10 protein-coding genes are annotated in these 16,150 nt (G+C 51.5%); 5 read left to right on the top strand and 5 right to left on the bottom strand.

The genetic code is table 11. The features are described 5' to 3' along the window. The first annotated feature begins 152 nt into the window (after window positions 1–152). From RYB09_RS23015 to RYB09_RS23000, 4 genes are read left to right on the top strand one after another with little or no spacing between them, the layout of a single operon-like run. Complete coding sequence (locus RYB09_RS23015) at window positions 153–971, top strand: ABC transporter permease (RefSeq protein ID WP_039847268.1); 819 nt, start codon at window positions 153–155, stop codon at window positions 969–971. Next, window positions 961–2,310: an ABC transporter ATP-binding protein gene (locus RYB09_RS23010; RefSeq protein ID WP_005741031.1), complete on the top strand. Its 1,350-nt coding sequence runs from the start codon at window positions 961–963 to the stop codon at window positions 2,308–2,310. Before RYB09_RS23015 ends, RYB09_RS23010 begins: the two co-directional genes overlap by 11 nt. Continuing rightward, window positions 2,307–6,389: a glycoside hydrolase family 99-like domain-containing protein gene (locus RYB09_RS23005; protein WP_122259024.1), complete on the top strand. Its 4,083-nt coding sequence runs from the start codon at window positions 2,307–2,309 to the stop codon at window positions 6,387–6,389. Before RYB09_RS23010 ends, RYB09_RS23005 begins: the two co-directional genes overlap by 4 nt. Window positions 6,390–6,403: 14 nt before the next feature. Then, a complete protein-coding gene (locus RYB09_RS23000; RefSeq protein ID WP_122259025.1) occupies window positions 6,404–7,534 on the top strand; it encodes a glycosyltransferase family 4 protein in 1,131 nt (376 codons plus the stop codon). A gap of 132 nt (window positions 7,535–7,666) precedes the next feature. Here the strand turns inward: RYB09_RS23000 and RYB09_RS22995 are convergent, their stop codons facing one another. From RYB09_RS22995 to cysC, 4 genes are all read right to left on the bottom strand, one after another. Next, entirely contained in the window at window positions 7,667–8,623 is a 957-nt protein-coding gene (locus RYB09_RS22995; RefSeq protein ID WP_122259026.1) for a GDP-mannose 4,6-dehydratase, read from the bottom strand. 76 nt (window positions 8,624–8,699) lie between these two features. Beyond that, a complete protein-coding gene (gmd, locus tag RYB09_RS22990; protein WP_005741026.1) occupies window positions 8,700–9,731 on the bottom strand; it encodes a GDP-mannose 4,6-dehydratase in 1,032 nt (343 codons plus the stop codon). A 271-nt stretch (window positions 9,732–10,002) separates the two neighbouring features. Beyond that, complete coding sequence (locus RYB09_RS22985) at window positions 10,003–11,403, bottom strand: FAD/NAD(P)-binding protein (protein ID WP_316890373.1); 1,401 nt, start codon at window positions 11,401–11,403, stop codon at window positions 10,003–10,005. Continuing rightward, on the bottom strand, window positions 11,400–11,996 hold the full coding sequence (gene cysC / locus RYB09_RS22980; protein ID WP_122259028.1) for an adenylyl-sulfate kinase: 597 nt from the start codon (window positions 11,994–11,996) through the stop codon (window positions 11,400–11,402). Before cysC ends, RYB09_RS22985 begins: the two co-directional genes overlap by 4 nt. Before the next feature lie 493 nt (window positions 11,997–12,489). On the opposite strand from cysC, the gene RYB09_RS22975 reads away from it, so the two are divergent. Beyond that, on the top strand, window positions 12,490–14,430 hold the full coding sequence (locus RYB09_RS22975) for an acyltransferase family protein (protein WP_316890371.1): 1,941 nt from the start codon (window positions 12,490–12,492) through the stop codon (window positions 14,428–14,430). Between the two features lie 141 nt (window positions 14,431–14,571). Here RYB09_RS22975 and RYB09_RS22970 read toward each other — a convergent pair whose 3' ends face one another. After that, window positions 14,572–16,011 carry a mannose-1-phosphate guanylyltransferase/mannose-6-phosphate isomerase gene (locus RYB09_RS22970; protein ID WP_122259030.1) on the bottom strand — a complete coding sequence of 480 codons (1,440 nt, stop codon included), beginning with the start codon at window positions 16,009–16,011 and terminating at the stop codon, window positions 14,572–14,574. Window positions 16,012–16,150: the final 139 nt, after the last annotated feature.

Raw genomic sequence — 16,150 nt, 5'->3', positions numbered from 1 at the left:
GCGCCAGGTAGTCAGCTGAGGGCTTCGTATGTCGGTTGTCGTAACCTGCAGCAACGTAACAGTATTGGTTTGGGAGGCCTGCCTTTGCAGGCTCCCGCGGAATGAGGAATTTGCTGAATGTTTGGGACGGGAAAAACCGGGGTCGAAGGCTAATGCAAGATTTTTCCGCATCTCCAAGGGAAATGGTTGCCAGCTTCGTACGTAATCGGCGACTGATATCTGCTTTGATCAAACGTGAGGTTTTGGGCCGGTATCGAGGGTCGTTCATAGGCATTCTGTGGTCTTTCCTTAATCCGATTTTTATGCTGGCCGTGTATACATTTGTGTTCAGTATTGTTTTCAAGGCGCGCTGGGGCACAGGCAGTGACTCCAAGACAGAGTTTGCATTAGTACTTTTTGCCGGCCTCATAATGTTCAATTTATTCGCCGAGTGCGTGGGGCGGGCACCCGCGGCTATTTTGGCGAACGTTAACTATGTTAAAAAAGTTGTGTTTCCTCTTGAAATTCTTCCATGGGTCAACATGGGCGCTGCGCTTTTTCACATGCTGGTCAGTGTCGGCGTATGGCTGGCTGCCTACTCGATTTTCTTCGGGGTTCCGTCTGCCACGCTTCTGTTGCTCCCCTTGGTCATTCTCCCACTGATTCTGTTCATCATGGGGGTGAGCTGGGCGTTGGCGTCCCTGGGGGTTTATTTTCGAGACGTCTCTCAGTTCATTGGCATCGTGATCACGGTCCTGATGTTTATGTCGCCTATCTTCTATCCTGTGACGGCGCTTCCTGAAGAATATCGCGGCATGCTTGAGTTCAATCCGCTCACCCCGGCTATCGAAATGGCTCGTGAGGTGATGTTCTGGCGGCAACTGCCTGACCTGCTCGTACTGCTCCAGTATTACCTGGGGTCTATGGTCATCGCCTTGCTCGGTTTTGCATGGTTTCAAAAGACAAGGAAAGGATTTGCTGATGTGCTCTGAAATCGCAATAAATGTCAGCGCCGTCAGCAAGTGTTTTCATATATACGATAAGCCCCGCGATCGACTGATGCAGATGCTGTCCCGTGGCAGCAAGCGCTACTATCGTGAGTTCTGGGCGCTTAAGGATATTTCTTTCCAGATCGAGCGGGGCTCTACCGTAGGCATCGTCGGCCGAAACGGTTCAGGTAAATCAACACTCCTGCAGATTATCTGTGGAACGTTGAATTCGACAGAGGGAAGTGTTGAAGCCAATGGCCGCATTGCTGCTTTGCTGGAATTGGGTTCGGGTTTCAATCCTGAGTTTACGGGGCGGGAAAACGTCTATATGAACGCCTCGGTTCTGGGGCTGACCAAGGCGGAAACTGATGCGCGGTTTGATGAAATAACAACATTTGCAGATATTGGACTTTTCATTGACCAGCCGGTCAAGACTTACTCCAGCGGGATGCTGGTTCGACTGGCTTTTGCCGTGGCCATCAACGCCGATCCGGAAATCCTCATCGTCGATGAGGCTCTTTCCGTCGGCGACGAGTTATTTCAGCGCAAGTGTTTCGCCAGACTTGAGGCCATCAGGAGCAGGGGGGCGACCATACTGTTCGTGTCTCACTCTGGAAGCACAATTGTCGAGTTGTGTGATCACGCAATATTGCTCGATTCAGGTGAGTTGCTCGCTCAGGGACACCCGAAGGCAATCGTAAGCCAATATCAGAAGCTCATGTATGCGCCAGCTGAAAAGCGCGAAACTATCCGCGCAGCGATAAAGGACGGTCTGACCATTCAGGCGGTGGAACTTGATGCGCTTGACTCTGCGGTCACTGGCGAGGGCGTTGCGGCAGATATTGATGCAGATGACTTCTTTGATGAGAATCTCAAGTCCTCGAGCATGGTCGAGTTCGAGTCTCACGGTGCCTACATTGATCATCCCTACATCACTGACCTGAATGGGCGCGCGGTGAACAACCTCGTCCGTGGCAGGACGTACATCTACAACTATCGAGTCCAGTTCGAGCGAGCCGCCGAAAGAGTGCGTTTTGGTATGGTTATTCGTACCACAACCGGGCTTGCCTTGGGAGGTGCGCATTCCAGCTCTGGAAACCAGGCCATATCGGTGGTCGAGTCCGGTACCGAATTGCTCGTCAGTTTTCAATTCAATTGCCTGGTGAACCCAGGGACCTACTTTGTCAACGCAGGTGTCTTTGGCACCTCCAGTGACGGCCAGGAAGAAACGGTTATGCATCGCCTTGTCGATGCCGTGGTATTTAGAGTCGCCCCCATCCAGAATAACCTTGCAACCGAGCTGGTCGATTTCGGTTGTACTTCCAGTGTGACTTATCTATGAGTGGCCTTTTTTCAAACCTGTTGGTCTCCTCTCCTAATGGGGGGGGATTGTTTTTTATCAACGCGAACAGTGTCAAGAAACTCGACAGTTTCAACACGGTTGGTCTTTTCGCCGAGTCAGGCAGGTTTTTCAGGGGGATTCAGCCCGATTCCCTCTGGGTGTACGGCGACACGGCGCTTGAGATAGACAGCGGTACCGTTCCGGTCGGGGATGTTCATGATGTTCTCGAGTTTGAAGATCACATCTATGTTGTCGGTACTACAGGCAATGAAGTCATCAAGCTCGATAAGCAAGGTGTGGAGCGGCAGCGCTGGCGTTTTCCCGGTGAGGATGATTCACGCCATGTCAATTGTCTGGGAATCTGGAACGGTACAATTGTGTATTCGGCGTTTGGCGAATTCACCCGCCACCGCGGCTACAAGGGGCTTTCGGACGGTCAGGGTTTCGTTAATGAGCTGTTTTCGGGGAAGCGACTTGTTTCCGGGTTGTCGCAACCGCATACGCCTGTCGGGCATGGGGACAACCTGTTGCTCGCTAATTCCGAGCGAAGCGAGCTGCACGAATACGGTCCGGGCGGTGATCTGATCAGGAAAAAAGTGCTGCCAGGCTACACGCGAGGTATCTGCGTCACCGGCGACGCCATCTATGTGGGCATGAGCAAATCAAGAAACCTGGACGCCGGAGGTCTGGCTTCTGCCGTGCTGATAGCTCTGGACACTGATACCTGGGAAGAGTTAGGACGTATTGCATTACCTGCTTCTGAGATTTATTCGGTAATCAGTATTTCCGATGACGCCGAGTTGTTATGGGCAGTTTCAGAGATCGCTAGTCATACGGTCTCCCGACTGGAACACCGTGTTTCGGACTTGCTTGAGCAGGCAAATGAAGAGCATGTCAATTCTCTGAGCCGTCGTGAGTTTATCGACGCCATCAGTGATCAACTCCGTGATTGGTTGAATGCGTTTCGTCAATTCAGCGACGACAGCCATCTCGGTAGAGATGCTTCACTGGGCGCCGTTATCCAGGCGCATGCACTGGAACAATTTTTCGCAGCTCCAACTGCTGATAATGAAGGGGCTGCGATTGCTGATATCAAGCGCATGCTTGACGCGGTAAATGCTATCTCCCAAGCTCAGGAAGCTTCCTATCGCGAGCATATTCGGCACTTGGAAGTACTCGTAACCGGCTACCTTGAAAGCGAGCAGGCTTCCAGAGAGAAGCTGCTGGAGCTTGAAGAGGCGATCGTTGTCTTCAAGCAGAACGAGCACTCTGACCATGAGCGTCTCCAGCAGTTGGAGCAGATGGTCGAAGACTCCGAAACCAGTGGCAGAGCCAGTCTGGAGCAGCTAAAGCAGCTCGAGATGATGCACGAAGCTTCCGAAGCCAGTGGCAGGGCCAGTCTGGAGCGGCTAAAGCAGCTCGAGATGATGCACGAAGCCTCCGAAGCCAGTGGCAGAGCCAGCCTGGAGCGTCTAAAGCAGTTCGAGATGATGCACGAAGCTTCCGAAGCCAGTGGCAGAGCCAGTCTGGAGCGGCTTAAGCAATTCGAGGTTATGATCGAAGCTTCTGAAAGCACTAGCAGAGCTAGCCTGGAGCGTCTCCGGCAGCTAGAGACGATGATTAGTGATTCCGAAACCACTGGCAGAGCAAGCGTGGACCGCCTGCTTGAGCTTGAGGCGACATTGGCAGCGCTGACGGTAGATGGCGAGGCATATCGCAATGGTTCGGAGCAGGAAATAAACACCTATAGAGCGTTATTGGAATCTATTCAAAATTCTAGAACGTGGAGATGGACGAAGCCTGTGAGAAGAGCGAATGCGGATGTGTCCAAAATGAAGAGAAGAATAAAGAACAGCCTTGTTAATGTTTATCGTGACCTGCCAATGGCGTCTCATAACAAGCAAAAGCTTAAGGGCGCGCTTTTCCGCTATTTTGGATTTGTATTCAAGGATTTGGCCGCTTATAAGTTATGGAAAGAATATCAGGAGCGCTCAATCAGCTGGCCAGTGGCGGAAAGCCAGGAAACTGACCTTGCTGAATTGCCTCCCGTGACGAGTCAGCCTAACGTCGAGCTGCCCAACGCAAACGGCGTCTGGGAATGGAAAGATTACCCGGAAGTGCGGGCTAGAATTGCCCAGCTCAAAGCTGCCGAGCGCGCCAGATTTCAGCCACGAGCGCTTGATATTCTGGATATCAAGCCTTCGGCTTTTGCGTCCACAGTATCCGGTTACAGTTTTGCCGATCCGGGTCCCACTCCGCTCGTTTCCGTTATCATTCCTGTTTTCAACAATGTGAAACTGACGCTTGAGTGCTTGTCGTCCATACACCAGCACACGCCGGCAGACATAGCCGTTGAAATCATTATTGCTGACGATGCTTCCACCGATGAAACACAGACGTTGCTTCAGTCCGTATCGAGCATAAAATATATACGCAACGAGCAGAATCTGGGGTTCTTGCTTAACTGTAACAACGCACTTGATCAGGTGACGGGCACGTTCACTGTTTACCTTAATAATGATGTTCAAGTGACTGCGGGATGGCTGGAAGCGCTGCTGTCGACGTTCGACGATTTTGAAAATGTCGGCGCCGTCGGACCCAAGTTCGTTTATCCCTCAGGGCATTTGCAAGAGGCGGGTGCATCGCTGGCTGTCGACGGAACGGCAACCATGGTAGGCCTCAATGGCGACCCGGATGAGCCGCGTTATAACTACACCCGGCGCGTTGATTATGTGTCCGGGGCTTGCCTGCTTACACCAACAGATTTGCTGAAAAAGTTGGGTGGGTTTTCCGAAGATTTCCTGCCTTGCTACTGCGAGGACAGCGACCTGTGCATGAATATCCGTGGTGCCGGGTACGATATTTACTACAACCCGGGCTCGACGATTATTCACCACTTGTCCAAGACCACCGCCGCCGTGGATGAGTCGTTCAAAATGTCGTGCATTGCCAAGAACGTGAACGTTCTGAGCCGCAAATGGGCATCGACTATAGAGAAGAAAGTCGACCCTCGTCTCATCTCGTTCTACCTCCCTCAATTTCATCCAGTGCCGGAAAATGATCTCTGGTGGGGAAAAGGTTTTACTGAGTGGACGAACGTTAGCAAGGCGCGCCCTAACTTCATCGGGCACTATCAGCCGCGTATTCCTGCCGATCATGGTTATTACGACCTCCGTCTGCTGGAGGTTATGCAGGCTCAGGCCGACCTTGCCCAGCGGTATGGTGTTCACGGGTTCTGTTTCTACTATTACTGGTTTGATGGTAAACGTCTGCTGGAGCGGCCGGTAGAACAGCTGCTGCTTAGCAAAAAACCGGATATCCCGTTCTGTCTCTGCTGGGCGAACGAGAACTGGACCCGTCGCTGGGATGGCCAGGAACATGAGGTTTTGATGGCCCAGGCGCACACCAATGAAGATGACGTGGCTGTCATTTACGACCTGATCAGGTTCTTCAAGGACGACCGCTATATCAAGATCGATGGTCGGCCTTTGATCCTTATTTACCGCGCCACGTTGTTCCCTGACTTTGCGAAGACTGCCATGACCTGGCGTAAGGTCTGCAGAGAGCAGGGACTGGGCGAGATATATATCGCCATGGTCGAATCGTTCGAGCTCGTTCAGTCCAATACTCATCCCTCTGCATTGGGATGTGATGCAGCAGTAGAATTCCCTCCACAGGGCCTCGCTGAAGTGAAGCAGCCAACCGGTGAAATCATCAATCCCGAGTTCGCCGGGCACGTTGCAGATTACCGCGACCTGGCCGTGCGCTATGCCACACGGCCAGCGCCGGGATATACACGATTCAAAGGGGTGATGCCCGGCTGGGATAATACGGCGCGCCGTCCACATACTAGTTTTTGCTTCGAAAACGCGACCCCTGGAGCCTTTCAAGCTTGGCTTGAAGAGTCCATTGCAGATACCAAAGAGCAGAACTTTGGAGACGAACGCCTAGTATTCGTCAACGCGTGGAACGAGTGGGCCGAGGGTGCTTATCTGGAGCCTGATCGTCGCTTCGGTCACACCTATCTGGAAGCTGTCAAGAATGCGACTGAAGCCTCGCTTCTCCTGAAAAAAAATTGAGTAGTGGGTGATTGATGACTCGTATAACCAACAACAGTGATATTTGCCTGATCGGCCATCCTTACGCGCCCATCGGAATGGGTGAGCATGTGCGTGCTACCTTCCGGTCGTTGCGTGCGGTTTACAACACGCCCAAGCTTCATGACATTTACAAGCTTGAGAATGCCGCAGCGGCAGATGTCGTTGAGTTCTCCGGAGCTATGGTAGAAACCCCTTCACCGATCAACATATTCCATATCAACGGGAATGAGGTTGATCAGGTGTGGAAGCACATGAACTACAACCGACCGTGGACGGGATACAACGTTATCTATCCGCTGTGGGAGCTGCCTCGTTACCCGAAAGAGTGGGCAGCGGAGCTGGACCGCTTTGATGAAGTCTGGGCACCCTCGAAGTTCATAATGGAAGGGCTGCAGGAGGTCTGTAAAAAGCCCGTGATACACATGCCCCTGGCGACCGAAATCAAACTGGACTCCTTGTTGAGTCGACGTTTTTTCGGGCTGCCGGAAGCGGATTATGTGTTCCTGTTTTTTTATGACCTGCGCTCTTACGCCACGCGAAAGAATCCTGAGGGCGTGTTGAACGCCTTTAACAAATTCCTGGCCAAGAGGCCCTATGCCAAGGCGCACCTCGTCATAAAGGTGAATGGCGTAGAGACGAATCCGAAAGAGTTCGACGCTCTCAGGGAGCGTGTTCAAGAGCTTCAAGGCAGGGTGACGCTAATTCACCAAAGCATGAGCAGCAACGATGTCAAAAACCTGCTGAGATGCAGCGACTGCTTTATTTCCTTGCACCGCTCTGAGGGTTATGGCTTTGGCGTCGCAGAAGCAATGGCACTGGGCAAGCCTGCCATCGCGACAGCGTACTCGGGAAACATGGACTTCATGACAGAAGACACTAGCCTGGCGGTGAACTACCACCTGGTTCCTGTACTCGAGGGTGAGTATCCTCATCATGAGAACCAGCGTTGGGCTGAACCGGATTACGAACAAGCGGCCAAATATATGATCGACCTTGTGGATGACCCGGCCATGGGGCGGACTATTGGCAATCGTGCTCGGCTGCATATGCAAGGTTACTTTGACTATCGCTCCACAGGCCTGCGGTACCGTGATCGCTTGAGCGAAATCAGTGCCCGGCTATAGAGCAGGTGTGTGCCAGGCCCGCTGCGCTTAAAGGGCACGCTGTAGCTCAACCGGTCTTTGCACCTACTTAGTAAAACAAAGGGCGCTCGATAAAATCGGCGCCCTTTTTTACACGAACATATAAAGCAGGTTTTATTTCGAAGAGCTTGTCTGTTCTCGCCAGTAGTTCAGGACGCTGGCAAGCGTCTGCGAAAATGGCGTTGCAGGGCTCCATCCCAAGTCGGCATGAATACGTGCGTTCGAACCAGCTGCAACTGGAATGTCGGAAGGACGCAGGCGTTCCTGATCTGTCTGAATCTCGATCAGATGCGAGGTTTGGGCAAGGAGTTCGTCGAGGACTGTTTGAATCTTGCGTGTGGATCCTGACGAGATATTGTAAACGGCGTGAGCGAATGTACTCTGGTATTGCCCCAGTATTTTTACATACGCATCGCACACATCGTTCACGTCCAGGAAATCTCTGCTTGCTTCCAGATTTCCAACCCTCAAGACCGGCGGTTGCAGGCCAGCTTCAATCAGAGCAATCTGTCGGGCAAACGAAGCGGTGACGAAATCAACACTTTGCCCGGGACCGATGTGGTTGAAAGGCCGAACGATAACGCCTCGTTGGCCTTGCCGCAGGTACTGCTTGACGGCGATCTCCGCCGCCAGTTTGCTGGCCGCGTAGGGATTCATGGGGTGACAGACGGTCTCTTCGCTCAGCAGTTCGCCGGTTTTGAACGATTCGCCGTAAACCTCAGATGAACTAACGAACAACACAAAACAGTCCGGAGCGTTCTTTTTCAAGGACTCCATGAGGTTAAGGGTGCCGATAATATTGGTGTTCCAGGTCAGCAGTGGATCCTTGAAACTATTGGCAACGCTCGAAATAGCGGCTAAATGAACAAGGTGTGTGGGGTTTACCCGTTGCACAACCTCGTCTACTTCATCGCGATTACAAACATCCAATAAGCTGTACTGTTGGTCCGACATGAGCGAATCTGACGACGACCTTACAGTGCCGAACACCTCATGGTTTTCTTCTAGCAAACGCTTATGAAGTGCCTTTCCCACAAAGCCGTTGGCCCCGGTCAACAGGATTCTACTCACTTGGACTGCTCCACATCATCATGCTAATTGCTCATCATTGGGTTTCACGGGGCGCAGATAGGGTGTCGCACTGGCCTTAAAAGGAGAAACCCTTTTCATTTCGACGCAGGTCTGCTTCAACCATCATTCGGCACAGCTCTTCGAGACTGGTCTTGGCTTCCCAACCCAAAATATCTTTTGCTTTTTGCGGGTTACCCAGCAGTAGGTCAACTTCGGTAGGACGGTAGAACTTGGGATTGACCGAAACGATTTTCCGGCCGGTCGCCTCGTCTATACCGACTTCGTTTTCATCCTTACCGGTCCAGGTAATGTCGATATCGACTGCCTTGCAGGCCAGTGTGACGAAATCTCGTACCGATTCTGCCCGGTTGGTTGCGAGTACGAAGGTATCCGGCTGGTCGATTTGCAACATGCGCCACATGCCTTCCACATACTCTTTCGCGTAGCCCCAATCGCGTTTGGCATCCATGTTTCCAAGCTCCAGATGCTGCAGCTTGTTTAGCTTGATCTTGGCGACGCTATCGGTGATTTTCCGCGTTACAAATTCGCGACCACGCAGTGGGGACTCATGGTTGAACAGAATACCGCTGGTGCCGAATATGTCGTACGACTCTCTGTAATTGATGGTCATCCAATGAGCAAAGAGCTTTGCAACACCGTAGGGGCTCCTTGGATAGAAGGGCGTACTTTCCACTTGTGGAATGGCTTGCACCTTACCGAACATCTCGGATGTCGAAGCCTGGTAAAAACGAATTTTGGGGTTGACGATGCGGATGGCTTCTAGCAGATTGACCGCACCCAGTCCGGTGATTTCTGACGTTGTCATCGGCTGGTCAAAGGAAACTCCCACGAAGCTCTGTGCCGCGAGATTGTAAACCTCCGTTGCCTCGGTCCTTTCCAGCAATCGAATGCTGGTTGAAAGATCGGTCAGGTCGTATTCGACCAAATGAAGATTAGGGTGCTGTGCAACACCTAACTCTTCTATACGCCAAAAGTTGACCGAACTGGTACGGCGATACGTGCCGTAAACGGTATAGCCTTTATTGAGCAGGAGTTCAGCTAGGTAAGCTCCGTCCTGACCCGTGATACCAGTGATAATGGCTTTCATAGAACCTCCAAACTTAAAATAGCCCCCTCGCCGCAGTGGCTCAAGCAAGGGGAGACCGCCCGCGCAGCATGATACTGGCTACTCGCGCTGAACACGAGTTGAGATGACGCCTCTTGTCGTGTTGCAGTGATTAGTGAAACGGGTGATAGCAGAGTAGATCCTTTGAGGCGCAAGGCAGGAAATTTTGCTGACCCAGTCTGCAGTTGCAGTTGCCGGCCATCATGAAGCCGCTGTGAAGGGACGTCCCTCAACAGGCTCTGAACCCCACGAGCTAACCGACCTTGCCTGAATCGTCATTGAATCGCTGGGCAAGACGAGCTGCGTGAGCACTGACGTGTTGACGAAGCTCCGGAACCGCCGTTGCTTCCCAGAACATTGATTTGAGCATCGGACCTACATAGCTGAGCCAACTGACAGCTTTGCTCTCTGAGGAGACGACCGATAAGTCCTCACCCAGCACTATGCCTAATCCTAAAAGATCGGGAACGATGATACCGTCCTTCAGCAGCTGCTGAACAAGAGGGGACTGAGTGCTCGCGACAGACGTATTCGGTCCCGTACAGTTTATAACAACGTCAAACGTGCTTTTGGTGATGGTCCTGTCAGGTGTTCTTGATATTTCACAGACAAGTTTATCGTCGAGCGCATTGACTGCGAGAAGTCGTCCCTTCACTACTGAAAGCCGGCCGGACTGTCTCGAACGTTCAAAAAACTCATTCGCTTCCGGTGCGGCGCGGTGACGATGGTTGTCCCAGTAGGGCCTGACATGACGAAGAAAACGGCGTTTCTCCAAGAGGGGCAAGCGTCGCCAGAGTTCCGGAGTGCAAGGCCTCAGCGCGGCGACAATGTCCCTCCAGTCAATATCCAGAGACTCGCCTATTAATCGGCGCACGGTCTTCATGTAAGCGAGTGCGGTGGCTTCAGCGTTGCAGACAATATCTCGTGTTGCTTGTGCACGCTTTGCTGTGTAGTGCGAGTGCCCTCGATGAGCCTGAGGATGCAAGCCTCTTCTGGATAATGCTGTTACTTTTCCGGTGTGGCCGCCTTCCGTCAGTCTGGCAATCATATCCAGCGCCGTAAGACCGCTTCCAATCAGGAGCACCGAATCAGATGGGGAGATGGCTCGCCTATCGACCTGCGATGAACCCCACGGTGCATCTTGATAGGCAGAGTGATCCTTGAAGGAAGCTAAAGGTTTAGGTGTCGAGGGCGGAAAGTTGCCGCATGCAAGCAGGACATGCTCCACGTTCAAGCAACGTTGATTGCTTAATACCACAGTGGCCCCACCGATGCTCTCCTTGAGCTGAATGGCTTCGGCATGGACCCGTTCTACCTCTAATGTCTCGCAGCAAGAGGCTATTGCGTTGTCCAGCAGGGTACTGAGGTAGCGTCCATATTCCTGTCTCAGGACAAAGTCGCCAGGGTGAGCCTTGATATCATTGCTGAGGCAATATTCGACAAATGAGTCGGGATGGTCCCGAAGGGCCGACATGTTCCCGGCCGGGACATTCAGTACATGGCCCTGGTTTTGATCTCCATAAGCTAGCCCAGGACCAAAAGTACCGGTCTGCTCAATAATGATGAGCTTTGCCGGTACGCGGCAGGCCTTAATGAACTCGATTGCCGCAACGGCCCCGCAGAAGCCCGCTCCTACGATAGCCAGGGTTCTCAAAGCTGACGCTCATCCAGGTAATGAACAATTTTTGCGACCGCTGTTTCGATAGATTCGCTAGTGGTGTCTACCTGGATTTCAGGGTTCAAGGGAGGCTCGTAATTAGAGCCAATGCCTGTGAAGTTCTTGATGAGTCCCTGGCGGGCCTTGCTGTACAAGCCTTTTGGGTCACGCCGCTCGCACTCTTCGAGCGTTGCGTTGACGTACACCTCAATGAACCTCTCGTTACCCACGACAGTTCTCGCCAAGGCCCGATCCTTGGTGAAGGGTGATATGAACGCGGTGATAACGATCAGTCCAGCGTCAACAAACAGGCTGGCGACCTCTGAAATCCTCCGAATATTTTCCTCGCGGTCTGAGTCGCTGAATCCCAGGTCTTTGCAAAGGCCTAATCGAACGTTATCTCCGTCGAGCAAATACGTGTGTTTTCCCTGCGCCAGAAGCGCACGTTCAAGCCCGTTGGCAATTGTAGACTTGCCAGCAGCGCTAAGGCCTGTCAGCCAGATCACTACAGGTCGCTGGTCCTTGATCATGCTCCTTTCACTCGCTGAGACGGACGACAGATGCCTGGTTAGATTATCAGAGATGGACATACCTTAACGAAATCCTGCTTTTTGCAAATTTTATGGATCCTAGCACTGCCGGCATTCGTTGACGACTCTTCTTGGTTGTGCGGGCAGTACGTATGCAGTAAACGCGCAAAACACTCGGTGACTTTCGCCCCGTGTAACTGTATGACAGAACACGCATTTGCCCCTGTCGTAGTGGCGTTATGAAGGCTTGACTGGGGCAGTCGCTACTGGTTTGAGGTATCCTCGCGTAAATGACGCGCTGCCGATATGAGGCAGTAGGCATGCAGTTTCGTTATGACTTGGCACACGCTCATAAGGCACAGAATACCGCTACAACGAAACCACCTTTACGATTCTGCGCCAGTGCCAATAAGCGGCGGCCACTGCGTTGTGGCAGGCATGGTGGCCCACGATGGCAAGACAGGGACGGGGGATTCAGCTGGGCGAGAGGTTGATCACCGGGTTAGGCTGTAGCATTTTTTTCAGTAAAGTTTTATTCGTACGGTGAGGATCGATGAAGTCGTTAGGCAACGGATCAAAGCAGCAAGAAATAGTGAATGATCAACACATCCCTTATCGATCCGATATAGATGGGCTTCGTGCTCTTGCGGTGCTTTCCGTTGTCATTTATCACGCCTTTCCCTCAGTCTTAACTGGAGGCTTCATCGGCGTTGATGTTTTTTTTGTAATATCCGGGTATCTTATTTCTTCTATTCTTATCAAGGATTTTAACAGCGCACAGTTTTCGATCTCCGGATTTTATCAGCGTAGAATCATTCGACTATTTCCTGCGCTGATCACGGTTTTGTTATTTTGCGTGGTTTTCGGATGGCTGGCGTTGCTGCCTGATGAGTATAAATCGCTTGCTAAACACGTCGTGTCCGGGGCTGGATTCGTAGCTAACCTGACGTTGTGGAGCGAGGCAAGTTATTTTGACGTGGCTGCAGAGGCAAAGCCGCTCTTGCACTTGTGGAGTCTTGGTGTAGAGGAGCAGTTTTACCTGGTGTGGCCTGTTGTGCTTTTGGTGGTTTGGAAAAAGCCCACGCGGCTGACCGTTTCTCTGCTGGCTATTATAGTCGCGTCATTTGCGCTGAATATCTATCAAGCCTCCAATAACCCTACAGCTGATTTTTATTCGCCCCTGACCAGGTTCTGGGAGTTGTTGGTCGGTGCGCTGATTGCCGCAAATATTGATAGAGTGTCGCTTGGTGAGAAAAGTGCCAACATTGTATCGGTCTGCGGTATGTTACTTGTCCTCGTAGGGCTAGTTACCATCACGAGCAAGGATGCTTATCCCGGATTCCTTGCGCTTATACCTGTTTCAGCTGCCGCGATGCTCATTGCGAGCGGTAGGCGGGGCGTAGCGAACCGTATAATACTTTCAAACCCGTTAATGGTTGGCGTTGGGGTCATAAGCTATCCATTGTACCTTTGGCACTGGCCGCTCCTGTCTTTTTCAAGGATTGTCGAGAGCGCCACACCTTGCTTGACGATCAGAGTGACAGTGCTGTTTTTGTCGTTTGTTTTAGCCTTTGCTACCTACAAATTTATTGAAACTCCGTTTCGTAAAGGGCGGGTGGGCAGGCGTCAATCTGTTCTGGCTCTTTCCAGTGCAATGATATTAATTGCATCTTTCTCAGCGGTTGTATATGTGGCTGATGGCGTTTCAACGCGTTCGGGTGCAAATCCTGTCGTGCACCACCCTGCTGATCTAGGGCGTGATCCTTACCTGCAGTACATAACCAATCACTTTAGCCGATGCGCTGACCCAGTGCTGCTCAATTTGTCTGTACTGGACACGAGTTACGGTTTTCGATGCTTTCAGTCACAACCCAACATACCCATAGAGGTGCTGTTGCTCGGCGACAGTCATGCCGAACATTGGCTCCCGGGTCTTTCCGATCAGCTAAGAGGTGTGAGTGTAGGGTCCCTGATACAGCCTGATTTGCCTTCAATGGGCAGCGAGCTTTTCAAGAATGCGATACCCGCAATCTCATCTCGCACAAATATTAAAACAGTGATTATTAGTGCGATGTGGATTGATAAGATAAATAAAACGACAGTGGATCCCGTCGGGAGGCTAAAGGGTATGCTTGATGAGTTTGTCCGCAGTGGTAAAAAAGTTTATGTGTTGGATGATATTCCGGTCTACGATTTTGGTCCTGAAAAATGTATGTATGGCCGGCGCTTTTCTACAAAAACTGAAGCGTGTGAGATGAGCGCTTTACAAAACAAGTCCCAAAAAGAGTTCTATTCGAGTGTGTTGGGTGAGGCCATGAAAGGTGATGAGCAGGTTACCTTTGTACCAGTGTCCGACTTTGTGTGCGATGAGTCTAAGTGCAAAATGTTGATTGACGATACGTTAATATATCGCGATACCAATCACCTGAATATAGCTGGGTCAAAGCTGCTGATGTCAAAAATAGTAGAGGGCGGGTTCAGGTTCGGGCGTTGAGTTAGATAGCCGGATCTACCCGGCTATTTCTTTAGTCTGCTTTGACGCTACGAGGGGTGTTGCTCTTTTATGGAGGTCAGCAGTCGATGAAAAAGCGGCGATTGGATAAACGCCGCTTTTTACACGCCGGATAGATCCCTTTTAGGTTGCTCGGCCGTAAATGTCTTCCAGTCGTATAATGTCATCTTCTCCTACGTAGTCACCGCTCTGTACTTCTATAAGTATGAGATCAATCACGCCGGGATTACTAAGGCGATGCTTGTGGCCTGCGCGGATAAATGTAGATTCATTAGTGTTGAGCATGATCTCCTGCTCATCATTGACCACTGACGCCATGCCGCTGACGACAATCCAGTGTTCACTGCGGTGGTGGTGCAATTGCAGGGATAATGATGCCTTGGGTTTTACGACAATACGCTTGATCTTAAAGCGTTCACCGCTTTCAAGGGTTGTATAGGTTCCCCATGGGCGGTGGACGGTCTGATGCAACTGATGAAGGGTGTGGCCAGAGTTCTTCAGCTTGGCGACAATATGCTTCACGTCTTGTGCATGATTTTTATCTACGATCATCAGTGCATCGGGTGTGTCCACGACAATCAGGTTTTCGATGCCTACCAAAGCGGTCAGCCGATCCTCACTTTTAACGTAGTTGTTATGAGCGTTATACGAAAGTACCTCGCCTTCAAACCGATTGCCATTTTCATCCGCGGGAGTTAGCTCACTCACTGCGTTCCAGGAGCCTATATCGCTCCAGCCAATATCGCATGGCACGGTCACAACTCTCTCAGAGCGCTCCATCAGGGCATAGTCAATGGAAATGTCAGGGACTTTGGCAAAAGCGTCAGCGTCTATAGAAAGGCAGTAGTAATCATTTGCTTGACTGAGTCGCGATTGCGCAAGCACATGCTCCGCCGACTCCAGTACGTCAGGCGCATGCTTGCCAAGTTCAGCCAGCAGTGTGCCTACTTGAAAACAGAACATGCCAGAGTTCCAAAGATAGCCGCCTGCAGCGATATAGGATTTTGCTGATTCCAGGTCTGGTTTTTCTAAAAAACGTCGCACCTTGAAACCAGGCTCAAGCGTAACTGAAGTGTCTGTTTCTATGTAGCCAAAGCCCGTCTCCGGATAGCTAGGCTGTATGCCGAACGTGACGAGCCACCCTTTTTCAGAAAGCATAACTGCATTACTGACGGCGGCAGAAAAAGCCTCTTCATTCTGGATGAGATGATCGGCAGCCAATACGAGCATCTGCGCTTCAGCGCCCTTAAGCTCTTTAATTTGCAAGGCGGCCATGGCCACCGCTGCGGCGGTATTGCGGCCAAAAGGTTCGAGGATGAAACCTTGTGCAAGTCCGCTCCGATTGACAGTGCGATATTCATCTTCTGTTTTAAACAGCAGTTCACGATTTGTAACAGTGAGAATTTGTGAAACCCCTGCCAGCTTGGAAGCTCGCAGAAAGGTTTTCTGGATCAAATTCTGACCATCCGGCAATCTCATGAATGGTTTTGGATGGGCCTCGCGAGACACGGGCCACAACCGGCTACCTACGCCACCGGACAAAATTACAGGTATCAAGTCCATCTATTATTCACATCCTCTCGCAGAGTTGGCAGGTAGTCAGCATGATGGGGCCCGGTCGGGGGGGGGGGGGCGGGGCCTGTATCGGCGACCCCGAACTGCAGTTACCTGAAAAAAAATAGGCGAAATATGAAGGGATTAA

Source organism: Pseudomonas syringae group sp. J254-4 (genome assembly GCF_032586855.1).
GTDB lineage: Bacteria > Pseudomonadota > Gammaproteobacteria > Pseudomonadales > Pseudomonadaceae > Aquipseudomonas > Aquipseudomonas amygdali.
This window is presented reverse-complemented; position numbering and strand designations above follow the sequence as displayed.

Excerpts from the sequence above, each read along its gene's own strand:
- RYB09_RS23005 (WP_122259024.1), top strand. The coding sequence starts at position 2,307 with ATGAGTGGCCTTTTTTCAAACCTGTTGGTCTCCTCTCCTAATGGGGGG.
- gmd (WP_005741026.1), bottom strand. The coding sequence starts at position 9,731 with ATGAAAGCCATTATCACTGGTATCACGGGTCAGGACGGAGCTTACCTA.
- RYB09_RS22970 (WP_122259030.1), bottom strand. The coding sequence starts at position 16,011 with ATGGACTTGATACCTGTAATTTTGTCCGGTGGCGTAGGTAGCCGGTTG.
- cysC (WP_122259028.1), bottom strand. The coding sequence starts at position 11,996 with ATGTCCATCTCTGATAATCTAACCAGGCATCTGTCGTCCGTCTCAGCG.
- RYB09_RS23010 (WP_005741031.1), top strand. The coding sequence starts at position 961 with ATGTGCTCTGAAATCGCAATAAATGTCAGCGCCGTCAGCAAGTGTTTT.
- RYB09_RS23015 (WP_039847268.1), top strand. The coding sequence starts at position 153 with ATGCAAGATTTTTCCGCATCTCCAAGGGAAATGGTTGCCAGCTTCGTA.
- RYB09_RS23000 (WP_122259025.1), top strand. The coding sequence starts at position 6,404 with ATGACTCGTATAACCAACAACAGTGATATTTGCCTGATCGGCCATCCT.
- RYB09_RS22975 (WP_316890371.1), top strand. The coding sequence starts at position 12,490 with ATGAAGTCGTTAGGCAACGGATCAAAGCAGCAAGAAATAGTGAATGAT.